We start from the raw sequence: 13,756 nt of genomic DNA on the forward strand, positions 1-13,756 counted from the left end.
AGGTACAGGATCTACAGGAGTTACAGGCCCTACAGGAGTTACAGGATCTACAGGAGATACAGGCCCTACAGGAGTTACAGGCCCTACAGGAGATACAGGACCTACAGGCTCTACGGGCTCTACAGGCCCTACAGGAGATACAGGACCTACAGGATCTACAGGATCTACAGGATCTACAGGATCTACAGGACCTACAGGAGGTACTGCACCTGCAGGACCAGTTTTATCTAGTTATATTGAGGTTTCACGTAACACAGATCAAACTTTGGCTTCTCTTGAGGCAATTACTTTTAATGGTGTTCAAAGTGCCGGAACTGCCTTTACCTTTAATGGTACAGATACTGTGACTATTAATGAAATAGGTCTTTACTATGCAGCTTTTAATGTTGCTGTAACAACTGGCCCAAGTGCTTTCGTTATAGTAACAAATGGTACCGATTTTGCTACTGCAGCTTCAACGCCTACAGCAGATGGAGGAAATGTCGCAGGTGGAGCACTAATTAATGTAACAACTACCCCACTTACTCTTACTCTAAATAATAGTAATACCGGATCTAGAATTATCTCTAATGGAGGAAGTGGAGGTTCTTCAGCTGATTTACTCATAATTAAATTTGCAGATGGACCTTCTGTTTAAAATTCAATTGTTTTAAACTTTAAAAACAATTGAAAAATGATATATAAATATTAATCAACAGTAACTAGAACAAAGTAAGCATTAAAGAGTTGACTAATTCACAACACCTAAACCTTTTTGATCTGCCACCCCCTCTAAAAATGAGGGGGTGGCAGTGTTATTTAGATACCCAGGTGAATTCGAGCTACAAGATTTTGTACTGTTATGTTGGGTAAGTGAGGCTGCAGTTGCAAATGGACATATTGATGAAATGTGTCGTTTCGTTGGTGAAAATACAATTATATTGGCAGAAGTAACTGATGAAGAAGCAGAAGAATTAAATTCAGCTAAGATTACAAAAAAGTGCCTCCGATGCTTTTAGTATCGGAGGCACTTCTCTAAAGTTGATGGCTATGCTCAAATTTGAGAGTTTTTTTTGTTATTGCTACTCATATTTTTTATTTTATCCCGCTATTTGTGGGCGGTAAAACCCCCACTGATTAAAGTTTTACTTTATTACCAATAATATACAAATAAAGTGGGTTTGGTTATAAAGTTGCTTGAGCTTATTTTACTGTATTTAGGGGTGCAAATATGAAAGTATCAATATTTATTACTTGTGTTGCAGATGTTTTTTATCCAGAAGTAGGAAGAGATGTTGTAGAAATTCTTGAAGATTTAGGTTGTGAAGTTGATTTTCCGAAAACTCAAACTTGCTGCGGACAACCTGCTTATAATAGCGGGTATGTGAAAGAAACAAAAACAGCTGCAAAACATATGATTGAAGCCTTTGCTAATTCAGAATATGTTGTGGCGCCGTCGGGATCTTGCGCTATGATGGTTCACGAGTTTTCCGGTTTATTTTCTGAAAGTGAAGCGGAGTGGAAGAAAAAAGCGACTGAACTTGCAAATAAAACATATGAATTCACACAATTTCTTGTTGAAGTATTAGGGAAAGAAGACTTAGGTGCAGAGCTTCATAAAAAAGCAACAGTTCATACATCTTGTCATATGAGCCGATTAATGGGGATTAAAGAACCACCGCAAAAATTATTAAAATGTGTAAAGGGATTGGAAGTTGTTTCACTGCCGCATAATTATGATTGCTGTGGATTTGGAGGGACATTCTCGGTGAAGATGCCAGAGATCTCTGAAGAAATGGTTGAGGAAAAAGTAAAGCATATTATGGAAACCGGTGCGGAAGTGTTAATTGGAATGGATTGTAGTTGCTTAATGAATATAAAAGGACGTTTAACACGTAATGGTTATCCAATTGATGTAAAACATATTGCTCAAGTATTAAATGAAGATCGAAAATAAGAGGTGGATATAGAGATGGGAATGAAAATCGGGAACGATCCCTTTCATAAGCGTACGAAAACAGGTATTGGCGATCCATTTATGCGGCGAGCTGTTAGGAAAGCGCAAGATGGTCTTAGAGGTAAGAAGTTAAAAGCTACGGAGAGTCTTGGTAATTGGGAAGAGTGGCGAGCTTTAGGAGAAGAAATTCGAAAGCATACGTTAGAAAACCTAGACTATTATTTATATCAATTGAGTGAAAATATTGAGAAAAACGGTGGTTCTGTTTATTTTGCAAAGACTGCAGAAGATGCAAGGGAATATGTAAAAGAGATTGTAAAAAAGAAAAATGCGAAAAAAATCGTGAAATCAAAATCTATGGTAACGGAAGAGATTAGTTTAAATGAAGCAATTGAAGAAGCTGGAGCGGAAGTGTTAGAAACAGACCTTGCTGAATTTATTCTACAAGTAAACGACCACGATCCTCCGTCACATATTGTTGTTCCATGTCTTCATAAAGATAAAGAACACATTTGTGAAATATTTAAAACAAAGTTAAATTATACGGGAACATCTGACCCTACGGAAATGGCGAGATTTGTAAGAGCATATTTACGTGATGATTTTTTTGCAGCGGATATAGGGGTGACGGGATGTAACTTTGCTGTTGCAGAGTCTGGTTCAATTTCTATCGTAGCAAACGAAGGAAATGCAAGACTTACGACGACACTTCCGAAAACGTTGATTACAGTTATGGGGATGGAACGTATTGTTCCGACATGGGAAGAGCTTGATGTTTTAGTAACGCTTTTATGCCGAAGTTCTGTAGGACAAAAGTTAACAAGTTATATTACAGGATTAACTGAGCCTGGCGGGACAGATGGACCTGAAGAATTTCATTTAGTCATTGTTGATAATGGTCGTTCTGATATTGTAGGAACAGAATTCCAAAGTGTCCTTCAGTGCATTCGTTGCGCAGCATGTATTAATGTGTGTCCTGTATACAGGCATATTGGTGGACATGCATATGGCTCTATTTATCCAGGGCCAATTGGAGCTGTGTTGACACCGCTTTTAGGGGGATATGATGAATATAAAGATTTACCTTATGCATCTAGCCTTTGTGGTGCTTGTACAGAAGCGTGTCCAGTGAAAATCCCATTGCACGACTTATTAATTAAACATCGCAGCCGCATTGTACAAGAAAAATACTCACCTGTGGCTTGGAACGTGGCTATGAAAGGCTTTGAAAAAACGGTGAATAGTCCTAGATTATTTTCTTTTGCAGCGAAGAGCGCTCCGTATGCATTAAAACCTCTTGCGAAAGGCGATAAGATTGAGCGCGGCATTGGGCCATTAAAAGATTGGACGGATGCGAGAGATTTTCCAGTTCCGAAAAAACAACCGTTTCGAGAGTGGTTTAAAAAACACGAAAAGGAGAACAATGATGGCCATCCAAAATCGTGAGGAATTTTTACTCCAATTATCAGAAAAGCTGGGTAGGAAACGTCCAGAAGCAGTGAAAAAATCGACATGGTCTGTTTCCCCGCAGTGGAATGTTTTTGACGGACTTTCGCAAGATGAACTTGTATTACAGTTAATGGAACATTGCGAAGTGATTCATACAGAAGTAAAGCGAACAACAAAGGAAAATCTTGTTGAAACATTGGAGTCTTTTATACAAGAATGGAATATCAAATCTGCGATGTGTGCGAATGATGAGCGCTTTAATGAATATGGTCTTACTCCATTTTTCAAAAATGAAGGCACAACACAATTTCGCACATGGGGATTAGATCATAAAGAAGAGGATATAAAATTTGCGAAAGCTGCTGACCTAGGCATTACGTTCAGTGATATGACTTTAGCAGAATCAGGAACCGTTGTACTATTTAATGATGGATTAAAAGGAAGGCATGTTAGTCTTCTTCCAGAGTCGTATATTGCAATCGTTCCTAAAAGTACGATTGTACCAAGATTAACCCAAGCTACAAAACTGATTCATGATCAAAATAAAGCGGGAGAAAACCTGCCGGCTTGTGTGAACTTCGTTTCTGGTCCGTCAAATAGCGCAGATATTGAAATGAACCTTGTTGTAGGTGTGCATGGGCCAATTAGAACAGCGTATATTATTGTGGATGATCAATAATGATTTACGTGTGCGACAGAGCGCCCGCGCATACGAGTTGGAAATATAAATGAAACATTATAAGAGTACTGAAAATAGAAAGCGCTGGCTGTTAAATATAACCGGGGCTTTTTATTTTGCGTGCCCAGGTTATTAGTTTTTAAGTTCTAAATTTTTGGTGGTTGAAATAGCACCGATATGATAATTATTTGCGTATTCAACTGAAGCAGTAAATTCTTTAGTTTTATCATTAGTCACATAGCCTGATATAGAGATAGTTTGAAAGTCTTTTGGTCCAAATTCATGATCAGTAATTGTTACATCTAAGCCCTCTGTTTTTTTGAAATACTGAATGGTTTCTTCTTTGGCCTTTTCAATTATTTGTTGCTCTTCTTTTTTATTATCCGCAGTACACCCTCCTAAAGTAGCAAATACAAAGATTAAAAGGAAATAAAAACTAATTTTTTTGTTTTTATTTGCCATAATTACCTTCCAAAAAATGTTATCTTAATTATTATCATACTTTTTTTATAGGAGGAGAAAAGATGGCTGAAAATAATCAAGTTTTAGATAGTACATATTATCAATTATCTAATATGGCATATTATAATGATAAGAAACTTAAAGATAGAGTTTATATTAAAGATAGTAGCAATAATGTAATTCAAGAGTGGGACGTAAATGAAACATTCCACGACAAACAAACCGGAATGGACGCAGTAGTCTTTGAACGGGATGTGGATGGGAAAAAGCAAGTTATGGTAGCTTTTCGAGGGACAGAAGGGGATAAAATTATAGAGAAAAACTCTTTAGGCATTTCGATGAAGCTAGGGAAGGTATGAAGGATTTAAAAACAGATACAAATTATTTTGTTAAGAAAGAAATTCATATGCTAAAGTATTTTACGCAAAAAAGACACCATAAGGTGTCTTCAATAGACTTGGTAACCAAACCCTATATATTATATTAATCTTAAGTATTATTAAAGTTTTTTAGATTTATTATTAATAATTTAATTTAAAGTTTTCAGAACGAGATATAGAACCGACCCTATATTCCCCATCACCAAATTCTACATCTACTGAGAATTCTTTACTTTTATCATCCTTAACATAACCATCTATAAATACAGTTTGAAAATCATTTGGAGGAAAGCTATGCCCTGTAATTACTACATCTAAATTATGTTTTTCTTTAAAATATTGAATGGTTGTTTCTTTTGCTTGATTAACAATTTGTTGTTCATCATTTTTTTTATCTATAGTACATCCTCCTAAAAGTATAAGTGTAAAAATAAAGAATAATCTTATACCAAATTTTTTCACGTAGAATCACTCCATTAATATTGCGTTATATTTCTTTTTCCTAAATTTTATACCCACTGAACATTGTGGTGGGGTATAAAGAAAAGGCACTTTAAAAGAGTGCCTTTTCCTTTATTATTTTAAATGTAAATTTTCACTTGTAGAGATTGAACCTATTGTATATTCATCTCCACCGTATTCTATTGTAATATTAAATGTTTTGCTTTCATCATTTTTTAAATAGCCGGAGATAAAGATACCTTGTAAATCACTTGGACCAAATCTATAATCAGTGATTACTACATCTAAGTCTTGTTTTTCTTTGAAGTATTGGATTGTTCTTTCTTGTGCCTTTTCAACTATTTGTTGTTCCTCATTTTTTTGATTTATAGTACATCCTCCTAAAAGTATAAGTGCAAAAATAAAGAATAATTTTGTACCGAATTTGTTCATGTATAATCACTCCATGGATCTTGCGTTATATTCCTCTTCACTAAATTTTATATTCACTGAACATTGTGTGGTGAAGCATAAAGAAAAGGCACTCTAAAGTGCCTGGATTATTAGTTTTTAAGCTCTAAATTTTTGGAGTGAGACATAGAGCTTATATGATATTCTCCTCCATCATATTCTTCGTCCATAGAAAAAATCTTATTTTTGTTATCTTTCACATGTCCGTTTATAAAAACTATTTAAAAATCCTTGGGAGCATATAGGAATGATTTAGATGAAAATTATGGGAAGTGTTAGTATTTTAATTTTAAACTTTTACTTTTAGAAATTGAACCTATCGTGTATTTATCTCCGCTATATTGAATAGTTATATTAAATGTTTTGTCTTTATCATCTTTGACATGCCCAGAGATATAAATGGATTGTAGGTCTTTAGGACCAAACTCATGCCCAGTAATTACTACGTCCAAATCTTGCTTTTCCTTAAAGTATGTAATGGTTGTCGCTTTTGCTTCTTTTACTACTTTTTCTTCATTGTTTTTTTGATCCATAGTACATCCTCCTAAAGTACTTAAAATAAGTATAAATAATAAACAAAAACTAAATTTTTTAATAGTAATATCCATATTTATCCTCCATAAATGTTATCTTAATTATAAGAATATATCAAATGTTGTAGGAGGGAAATGTTTTGAGTAATAAAAATGAAGTTTTAGATTCTACTTTCTATCAATTAGCAGACACTGCGTATAAATCTGATAAAGATATTGATGAAGAAGTTGTTATTACCAATAAAAATGGTCGAAGTTTACAAACATGGGAAAAGGGAGAAACATTCCACGACAAACAAACCGGAATGGACGCAGTAGTCTTTGAACGAGATGTGGATGGGAAAAAGCAAGTTATGGTAGCTTTTCGAGGGACAGAAGGGGATAAAATTATAGAGAAAAACTCTTTAGGCATTCCGATGAAGCCAGGGGAAGGTATGAAGGATTTAAAAACGGATACCAATCATTTTGTATTACGAGAAGGTGTTCATGAACCGGCAGCACCTCCTGTAGCGGGGGCTGAGAATGAAGGTTCAAAGAAATATTGGAATGAAGAGAATCAACGTTGGGAAACACACAATCAATTCGAACAAGCTGAAAGGGTCATGAAACAAGTAACGGATACATATAAGGACAGGGATGATGTGGAGATATATACGACGGGTCATTCGTTAGGGGGAGCTTTAGCGGAATATGCAGCGGCATCTAATGACAATGTAAGATGTATGTCATGGAATGCGCCAAGTGCAAAACATTTGTTACCGCCTGATTTACAAGAAAAAGCAAATAATGGTGAGTTTAATAATAGAATTGTAAGTGTTGTTCATGGAAATGATTCAATTGGCTATGGACCATTTGGTGCATATGAAAGTCATATAGGATCTACTTATGCGGTAACACCACCAATTTCGAAAGAAGAAATGTCAAAGCTATCATTACAGCAAAAGCTTGGGATGGATGTTGCTCGATTTTTGAATTCAATAAGTGGCCCTGGTTATCATTATCAAACAGATCAGAACTTCCGATTTGGAGAGAATGGGTCTTTATCAAATAAATACTTGTTAAATGTAGACACGAATGAAAGAGTTTATGATTCACCGGGCGCGTTATTAGGCGGGGGAGAGATTCGTGTAGTTGTAGAGAATTTGGAAAAGGCCGTAAGAGATATGAAGCGAAACGCGCAAGAATTTCAAGATAGAGTACCGAGGTTAATTTCTAATATGATGACATTATTAGAAACGGCTGAAAGTAGACGGGTAGAAGCTAAAGTAAATAATATACGTGCACATGTAGAGCATTTAAGTTTTTGGTACATACGAACAGCAACGGAAATTTCAGATTTTATTGAGAAGAAAGCCGATGATTATAAGAAGACGGATCAACAATATTAAGGGAGAAGATTAGGATGCCGAGAATCTACTTAAATGAAGAAGCATTGAGCCAAGCTTTACAACAATTTGACCATATGATTCAAGACTTAAACCATAATAAAAGAATGGTAAGTACTGTACATGATTTACTCTTATCAAGCTGGTCTCAACTTGGAGTAGGGAAAAAAGCCATTAGCGATTTAGAATCTTTTAAAAAAGATATTGAAAGAAGAATGGAAGAATTAGAGTCTGATAAACGAGAGTTAAAGGGTGCGATTGATTTACTAAAAGCGTTGGACCAAAGTTATGATTACATGGGGCCTAAATATTAGATTACAAGAAGCACTCATAAAGGTGCTTTTTGTGGTTTAAATGGATTAAAGATTACTGTAGTGATTATTGAGGAATATGGCTCGAATCCATAATATAGATCAAGAAAGTACCATATAGTAGTTTTAATAAAGAAAACTTGCAAATCATTCATTTTCATTTTACAATTTATTTACCGACCGGTAAGTAAAAATAAGTGAGGTATAGTATGACAAAGAATTTACAAACATCGCAGCACATTGTAGAGGCGTCATTTAAACTGATGGCAGAGCACGGTATTGAGAAAATGAGCCTTTCCATGATTGCGAAAGAAGTAGGGATTTCAAAACCGGCTATTTATTATCATTTTCCTTCTAAAGAAGCGTTAGTAGATTTTTTATTTGAGGAGATTTTTTCTGGGTATCAATTTGTGAGTTACTTCGATAAAGACCAATATACGAAAGAAAACTTTGCAGAAAAGTTGATCGCAGATGGCTTACAAATGTTGTCTGAGTATAAAGGCCAAGAAGGTATATTACGCGTTATAAATGAATTCATCGTAAGTGCGACGCGAAATGAAAAGTATCAGAAACGTTTATTTGAAATACAAGAGGAGTTTTTAAATGGATTCCACGATTTATTGAAGAAAGGTGTGGAACTTGACGTTGTGTCACAAGATGCAACAGAAGAAAATGCTCATACGTTAGCGCTCGTTATTGATAACATGAGTAATTACATATTAATAGGATTCGATTTAAAGTATAAAGAAATTTGGATTCAAAATGTGAAAAACGTAATGAAGAGGGCGTAAAAATGAAAATGCAAAAAACTGGTGGCGCGGATTTCTTGGCTTCGTTGGAGTGTATAAAATTCCAGGTATGATTGAAGCTTTTCAAGCGGATAAAGGTTGGTTTGCATTAATCGGTTTCGTGTGGCTACTTTGGTTCGGATATTTTATTCCTGAGAAAAAAGTGGACAAATAATAAAATTTCAATTTTGTGTAAAATTATGTAAAATATAGATTGAGAGTATTCATATATTAGATTACTAGATTTGGAGTGGTTACATGGAGCCATTGAAAAATGAAATTCACCCTGACATGATCAAGGTGTGGAGAACGCGTTCCTTAATTGAACTAGGAATAAGTATTATAGTCATTTTGGCATACCTTTTCTTTATGATTAAGTTTAATTGGTGGGCTTGGATTTTTTATGTGCTCATCGGATTAACAATTGCATATACGCCGTTTGATTACTTTACGTTTCCGAAATTGCGTCAACGTTATTATAGCTATCAATTAAATGAAGAAGAGCTTGAAATTCAGCATGGTCTTTTCGTCGTAAAACGTGTATTAGTACCGATGATTCGTGTACAGCACGTAACGATTGAACAAGGGCCAGTTATGAGAAAACATGGACTAGCAGAATTACATATTTCAACAGCAGCAACTTCGCATAGCATCCCGGGCTTAACGATGTATGAAGCAGAAATGTTAAAAACGAGAATCGCAGAATTAGCGAAAGTGAGTGATGAGGATGTATAAGAGGCAGCATCCAATCACGATGTTATTAGAATTAAAAATAACAGATTTTATACCATTAATTATTTTCATGTTTAGCTTAAACGGGAAATTCCCTTTTTGGTATTTAATTCCTGCTGCATTCGGTTTACTCACTATCTTTTCAGCGTTTGAAAAATGGTATTACACAACATATTGGGTGGAAAATAACGTATTACATGTTAAACAAGGGCTCTTTGTGAAAAAGGAGAGCTACTTAAATAAAGAACGTGTCCAAACAATTAATACAAGTTCTAACGTGCTATATCAAATGCTCGGTTTAAAGAAAATTCAAATCGAAACAGCTGGCGGAGGCGATGATGCAGAAGTGAGCTTAGCTGGTATTACGGAAGATGAAGCGACGGAGCTTATTTCCTTACTAAATGAGCCGACTCCAGAAGTGAAAGCAGAAGAAGCGTTAGACGAAGCAGCAGAAAATGCAGTAGAAAAAGAAATTATTACAGAGGAAAAACAAGCGACAGAATACAAGTTAACTTGGAAAGAAATTTTATTAGCGTCTATTACATCTGGTCAGTTTGGATTGCTCTTCTCTTTAATATTTTTCGTTTATAACCAAGTGGATGAGTACATTCCGAAATGGATCAAAAATAGCGTAGAATCTTATGTAATGGACCACGACATATATGGCTGGATTTACATGGTAGCTATTTTACTAGTCGTTTCTTGGATTATATCTACAATCGGTTATGCGTTAAAGCATGGGGATTTCACAGTGAATCGAAGAAATGATGAAGTCCGCATTTCGCAAGGATTACTTGAGAAAAAAGAACTCGTACTAAAGTTACATCGTATTCAAGGTATTACAATAAAAGAAGGCATTTTACGCCAACCGTTCGGTTATTGTGCCGTGCAAGTAGAAGTCATTCAAAGTAAGGGAATGGGAGAAGAGAAAGACAAAGTTACACTGCATCCTATCATTCGAAAAGATCGCGTACAACAGTTACTCGCTCATTTACAATTGCCATATGAACTGAATACAAACATTATTTCATTACCAAAAGCAGCACTACGCCGTTACTTAATTGATAGTTTCATCTTTTTCGCCATGCTAGCAATCCCGCTTACGGGAATAAGCATATACTTTGAAAAGTATTTTATCATGTGGGCATTATTACCGCTCGCAATTCTCATCTTTACACTTGGATACGCAACTTTTAAAACAAATGGTTACAGTGTAAACGGAGAGCAAATTACAATTGTACATCGTAGTATTGGAAAACATACAGGACTTGTAAGAAGAAGGCACGTCCAATCAATTGAAAAAACACAATCATATTTCCAGCGCCGATCGGATTTATGTACGTATAAGTTTTCTAGTGCGTCATCGGAGTATAAATTAGAGCATACGAGAGTAGAAGATGCGGAGAGAATGCAGGATTGGTATAAGAAGAGAATAAGTGAGGAGTAATTTGAGAAGGCTTGCCTATTATAAAAGGCAGGCTTTTTTGTTATAGAAAAATCAGTGGTTTACATTTGAACTAGTTTTTTCTTGGTTTCATCTATATGTTAGTACAAATACAGCACACATGTATCAATACGTATTAAAAAGGTAGTCTGTTTCTATTTAAGGGAATTTTGTGGAATTTTTGATATAAATGGTATAATGATATAGAACTATTTTTTAGGAGGTTGTATATGATAAGTCAATTGAAAAGAGAAGCACTGGATGCATTAAAAGGAAAATGGGGATTAGCGGTAGGGGCAACCTTATTACTTGGAATCCTCATTGGAGCTGCTAATATGCTATTCACAGGTATTTTCTCGATATTTTGGGGTTGGGAAGAAGCAAGTGCTTCGCTTACAGTAAGTATTATTGTAATGCTTATTATCGGTCCGTTAACAGTAGGTGCCTATTATCTTGTTTTAAATGTAATCCGTGGGGATAATGCTCGTATTGGTCATATGTTTAGATGGTTTAGCGATGGAAGTAAGTTTATGAAATCGTTTTTAACATATTTATTAATGTATGTATACTTGATTCTATGGACATTACTTCTTATTATTCCGGGTATTATTAAATCATTTTCTTATTCTATGACGTATTTTATTTTGAATGATCATCCAGAATACACAGCGAATCAAGCAATTACTGAAAGTCGCCGTATGATGAATGGACATAAAATGGATTACTTTTTACTATGCTTAAGCTTCATTGGCTGGTTCATTTTAAGTATTCTTACTATAGGAATCGGTTTCTTATGGTTAGCACCTTATTTCTACTCGACATCGGCAGCGTTTTATGAAGAGATTTCAAAAGAATATTATAAAAAAGAAAGTACTACTTTCTAATAAAAAACCTAAACCATCTCTCCTAAAGAATATAGGGAGCAAATGGTTTAGGTTTTTTTATATAGAAATTCTTCCATCTATATTTTAGTATAGGGAGTTATTTTCTTATATGAAAATGATAGGAAATAATGAATAATATAGGTAAAGAAAAAAGTGAGGTGAATGAGAGTGAGCAAATTTTTAATTCCGTACTCATTTTCTATATTAAGTTTCTTTATTTCAGCAACGGCACTTGATTTATATGATAGGATGGGAAAAAGTGATGAGATGACTTCGCCGAACATAATTGGAAAGGTAATTCAATCTACTTCGCAAATGGGAGTCCTTACATTGTATTTCGGAGTACCTATTATTTTAGGTGGATGTCTTCTTGGTGAGCTATTGTTTAGAGGTATCATTTTACGATTTAAATTAAGCTATATTATATCTTTATTATTATATCTACTTTTAGCTTTTAGTATTGTTTCCGTAACGGTAGGGATTCCAACTATATATGGAGTTTCTAATATCTTTTTCATGGCGATAACTATGATTTGCGCTGTTACATTCTTTGTGGGCCGGAATATATGGGAGAAAAAAGAAGTTAACAAGGCGTTGGCAAAATGAAATACACTTGTTCATGCTGCGGGTATAGAACATTAGAAGAAGAACCACCAGGTACATATGAAATTTGCAGTATATGTTACTGGGAAGATGATGAGGTACAGTTTAACGATCCTGACTTCGAAGGCGGGGCAAATGAAGCTGTTATTGATATTTTAAGATGGATTGATCCAGGGAAAAATCCTGTTATTATTCAAACACCTGAAAATGAACTGATGAACTATTAATTTGATACTCTAAAAAAAAAGTCTACTTTAATTAGTAGACTTTTTTTAGTATGAAATTCTTGTTTCGTTGGTGCGACCCCATGCCCGTAGAGTTAACCAAATGGACTGCTCCTAAAATAATAAAAATGAGTTTTATTAATAGAAAAGACATGAAATTTTCTTTTTTAGAGACAACTAATTATTAATTTGATAATACAGCTGACTCCTTTTATGTAGTTATTTAAAAAACATTATAGTCTCTAGAGATGTGAATAGAGGTTTTGAATTGATTTAAGGTTGATGGAACAAAATAAAACTAATTGAGCAAAAAAACTTGCAAAACTAAAAGGGGAGTTGTATATTAATCGACGCATCAAATATTGATGTATCAATTAATATTTTAAAAAGAAAGAAGAGGGAGTTTTATATAAGCTACAAAGTTAAAGCGAAGATAGTATAAATTTGATATTAGGGAATAGAGGGGGAGAATGGTGTGGAAATAATCGCAGCTATTTTAGTCGGGATCGTAGCATTAGAACATTTATTTATTATGATTCTCGAAATGTTTTTTATTAATTCGAAAGTGGCAAAACGTGCTTTTAAATTACCGGAGCATTTAGAAGGAGATCGAAACGTAGCCATTATGTTTGCAAACCAAGGTTTATATAATGGATTTTTAGCCGTTGGTCTCATTTGGGGACTTATACTGGGGCTCAATTCAATTGGCTATATGGTTCAATTATTTTTTGTAATGTGTGTGGTAGTAGCAGCTCTTTTCGGCGGCGTTACATCTAATAAATCAATTATTTTGAAACAAGGACTTCCAGCTATATTAGCGTTGATTGCCCTTTTAATTGTGATATAGAGCCAAAGCATTTTAATAAAAGAACTCATTTTTGAAAAATACGCTATTCTTTCGATAGGCTCATAGGAAAGAATAGCGTATTTTTTCATTTTTAGGGGGAGGTATCTTGATAACGATGTGGTGTGATTGTTATGAAAAATGCTTATTACACTAAGGACTGAAACCATATTAAAACCTAAAAATGTAG

18 protein-coding genes and 2 pseudogenes are annotated in these 13,756 nt (G+C 34.7%); 16 read left to right on the forward strand and 4 right to left on the reverse strand.

The window, feature by feature from the left end:
• The 5 genes and pseudogenes from COC96_RS27695 to COC96_RS26590 form a co-directional block, all read left to right on the forward strand.
• Window positions 1–637 (forward strand): annotated as a pseudogene (locus COC96_RS27695) (collagen-like protein); the annotation flags it as partial.
• A gap of 154 nt (window positions 638–791) precedes the next feature.
• Window positions 792–998, forward strand: a complete 207-nt coding sequence (locus tag COC96_RS26575) for an agmatine deiminase family protein (protein WP_257202274.1) — start codon at window positions 792–794, stop codon at window positions 996–998.
• 212 nt (window positions 999–1,210) lie between these two features.
• On the forward strand, window positions 1,211–1,936 hold the full coding sequence (locus tag COC96_RS26580) for a (Fe-S)-binding protein (protein WP_098268653.1): 726 nt from the start codon (window positions 1,211–1,213) through the stop codon (window positions 1,934–1,936).
• A gap of 15 nt (window positions 1,937–1,951) precedes the next feature.
• Window positions 1,952–3,382, forward strand: a complete 1,431-nt coding sequence (locus COC96_RS26585; protein ID WP_098769750.1) for a LutB/LldF family L-lactate oxidation iron-sulfur protein — start codon at window positions 1,952–1,954, stop codon at window positions 3,380–3,382.
• Window positions 3,363–4,064 (forward strand): LutC/YkgG family protein, encoded by a 702-nt coding sequence (locus tag COC96_RS26590; protein WP_098769751.1) that lies wholly within the window; start codon window positions 3,363–3,365, stop codon window positions 4,062–4,064. The genes COC96_RS26585 and COC96_RS26590 overlap by 20 nt, the downstream gene beginning before the upstream one ends.
• A 132-nt stretch (window positions 4,065–4,196) precedes the next feature.
• On the opposite strand, the gene COC96_RS26595 is transcribed toward COC96_RS26590, so the two are convergent.
• The gene (locus COC96_RS26595) at window positions 4,197–4,526 is read right to left on the reverse strand and encodes a DUF1433 domain-containing protein (protein ID WP_098769753.1); all 330 of its coding nucleotides are present in this window, start codon (window positions 4,524–4,526) and stop codon (window positions 4,197–4,199) included.
• Between the two features lie 62 nt (window positions 4,527–4,588).
• Between COC96_RS26595 and COC96_RS26600 the strand changes: the two are divergent.
• Window positions 4,589–4,926: pseudogene (locus COC96_RS26600) on the forward strand (lipase family protein); the annotation flags it as partial.
• Window positions 4,927–5,047: 121 nt separating this feature from the next.
• Here COC96_RS26600 and COC96_RS26605 read toward each other — a convergent pair.
• The 3 genes from COC96_RS26605 to COC96_RS26615 all read right to left on the reverse strand — a co-directional run bounded on the left by COC96_RS26605 (window position 5,048) and on the right by COC96_RS26615 (window position 6,351).
• Window positions 5,048–5,368, reverse strand: a complete 321-nt coding sequence (locus COC96_RS26605) for a hypothetical protein (protein WP_098769755.1) — start codon at window positions 5,366–5,368, stop codon at window positions 5,048–5,050.
• 114 nt (window positions 5,369–5,482) lie between these two features.
• The gene (locus tag COC96_RS26610) at window positions 5,483–5,800 is read right to left on the reverse strand and encodes a hypothetical protein (protein WP_098769756.1); all 318 of its coding nucleotides are present in this window, start codon (window positions 5,798–5,800) and stop codon (window positions 5,483–5,485) included.
• 293 nt (window positions 5,801–6,093) lie between these two features.
• Entirely contained in the window at window positions 6,094–6,351 is a 258-nt protein-coding gene (locus COC96_RS26615) for a hypothetical protein (RefSeq protein ID WP_000372301.1), read from the reverse strand.
• Window positions 6,352–6,491: 140 nt separating this feature from the next.
• Here COC96_RS26615 and COC96_RS26620 point away from each other — a divergent pair, with 140 nt between their 5' ends.
• The 10 genes from COC96_RS26620 to COC96_RS26660 all read left to right on the forward strand — a co-directional run bounded on the left by COC96_RS26620 (window position 6,492) and on the right by COC96_RS26660 (window position 13,569).
• Window positions 6,492–7,739 carry a lipase family protein gene (locus tag COC96_RS26620; protein WP_098769758.1) on the forward strand — a complete coding sequence of 416 codons (1,248 nt, stop codon included), beginning with the start codon at window positions 6,492–6,494 and terminating at the stop codon, window positions 7,737–7,739.
• A gap of 14 nt (window positions 7,740–7,753) precedes the next feature.
• On the forward strand, window positions 7,754–8,050 hold the full coding sequence (locus tag COC96_RS26625) for a hypothetical protein (protein ID WP_098268649.1): 297 nt from the start codon (window positions 7,754–7,756) through the stop codon (window positions 8,048–8,050).
• Window positions 8,051–8,256: 206 nt separating this feature from the next.
• Window positions 8,257–8,838 carry a TetR/AcrR family transcriptional regulator gene (locus COC96_RS26630; protein WP_098268648.1) on the forward strand — a complete coding sequence of 194 codons (582 nt, stop codon included), beginning with the start codon at window positions 8,257–8,259 and terminating at the stop codon, window positions 8,836–8,838.
• A 49-nt stretch (window positions 8,839–8,887) separates the two neighbouring features.
• A complete protein-coding gene (locus COC96_RS28290) occupies window positions 8,888–9,010 on the forward strand; it encodes a hypothetical protein (protein ID WP_255287975.1) in 123 nt (40 codons plus the stop codon).
• Window positions 9,011–9,093: 83 nt separating this feature from the next.
• On the forward strand, window positions 9,094–9,570 hold the full coding sequence (locus COC96_RS26635) for a PH domain-containing protein (protein WP_098268647.1): 477 nt from the start codon (window positions 9,094–9,096) through the stop codon (window positions 9,568–9,570).
• A complete protein-coding gene (locus tag COC96_RS26640; protein WP_098769759.1) occupies window positions 9,563–11,014 on the forward strand; it encodes a PH domain-containing protein in 1,452 nt (483 codons plus the stop codon). The genes COC96_RS26635 and COC96_RS26640 overlap by 8 nt, the downstream gene beginning before the upstream one ends.
• A gap of 227 nt (window positions 11,015–11,241) precedes the next feature.
• Window positions 11,242–11,895: a DUF975 family protein gene (locus COC96_RS26645; RefSeq protein WP_098769761.1), complete on the forward strand. Its 654-nt coding sequence runs from the start codon at window positions 11,242–11,244 to the stop codon at window positions 11,893–11,895.
• Window positions 11,896–12,063: 168 nt separating this feature from the next.
• Window positions 12,064–12,501 carry a hypothetical protein gene (locus COC96_RS26650; RefSeq protein ID WP_142340050.1) on the forward strand — a complete coding sequence of 146 codons (438 nt, stop codon included), beginning with the start codon at window positions 12,064–12,066 and terminating at the stop codon, window positions 12,499–12,501.
• On the forward strand, window positions 12,498–12,725 hold the full coding sequence (locus COC96_RS28295; RefSeq protein ID WP_225316046.1) for a CPCC family cysteine-rich protein: 228 nt from the start codon (window positions 12,498–12,500) through the stop codon (window positions 12,723–12,725). The genes COC96_RS26650 and COC96_RS28295 overlap by 4 nt, the downstream gene beginning before the upstream one ends.
• A 472-nt stretch (window positions 12,726–13,197) precedes the next feature.
• Window positions 13,198–13,569 (forward strand): DUF1304 domain-containing protein, encoded by a 372-nt coding sequence (locus COC96_RS26660; RefSeq protein ID WP_098769765.1) that lies wholly within the window; start codon window positions 13,198–13,200, stop codon window positions 13,567–13,569.
• The last annotated feature ends 187 nt before the right edge of the window (window positions 13,570–13,756 follow it).

It is taken from the genome of Bacillus cereus, from assembly GCF_002577405.1.
Classification (GTDB): domain Bacteria; phylum Bacillota; class Bacilli; order Bacillales; family Bacillaceae_G; genus Bacillus_A; species Bacillus_A cereus_AU.

Coding starts and splice junctions, on each gene's coding strand:
- COC96_RS26580 (WP_098268653.1), top strand. CDS start 1,211: ATGAAAGTATCAATATTTATTACTTGTGTTGCAGATGTTTTTTATCCA.
- COC96_RS26645 (WP_098769761.1), top strand. CDS start 11,242: ATGATAAGTCAATTGAAAAGAGAAGCACTGGATGCATTAAAAGGAAAA.
- COC96_RS26615 (WP_000372301.1), bottom strand. CDS start 6,351: ATGGATCAAAAAAACAATGAAGAAAAAGTAGTAAAAGAAGCAAAAGCG.
- COC96_RS26595 (WP_098769753.1), bottom strand. CDS start 4,526: ATGGCAAATAAAAACAAAAAAATTAGTTTTTATTTCCTTTTAATCTTT.
- COC96_RS26640 (WP_098769759.1), top strand. CDS start 9,563: ATGTATAAGAGGCAGCATCCAATCACGATGTTATTAGAATTAAAAATA.
- COC96_RS26625 (WP_098268649.1), top strand. CDS start 7,754: ATGCCGAGAATCTACTTAAATGAAGAAGCATTGAGCCAAGCTTTACAA.
- COC96_RS26585 (WP_098769750.1), top strand. CDS start 1,952: ATGGGAATGAAAATCGGGAACGATCCCTTTCATAAGCGTACGAAAACA.
- COC96_RS26610 (WP_098769756.1), bottom strand. CDS start 5,800: ATGAACAAATTCGGTACAAAATTATTCTTTATTTTTGCACTTATACTT.
- COC96_RS28295 (WP_225316046.1), top strand. CDS start 12,498: ATGAAATACACTTGTTCATGCTGCGGGTATAGAACATTAGAAGAAGAA.
- COC96_RS26630 (WP_098268648.1), top strand. CDS start 8,257: ATGACAAAGAATTTACAAACATCGCAGCACATTGTAGAGGCGTCATTT.
- COC96_RS26635 (WP_098268647.1), top strand. CDS start 9,094: ATGGAGCCATTGAAAAATGAAATTCACCCTGACATGATCAAGGTGTGG.
- COC96_RS26590 (WP_098769751.1), top strand. CDS start 3,363: ATGGCCATCCAAAATCGTGAGGAATTTTTACTCCAATTATCAGAAAAG.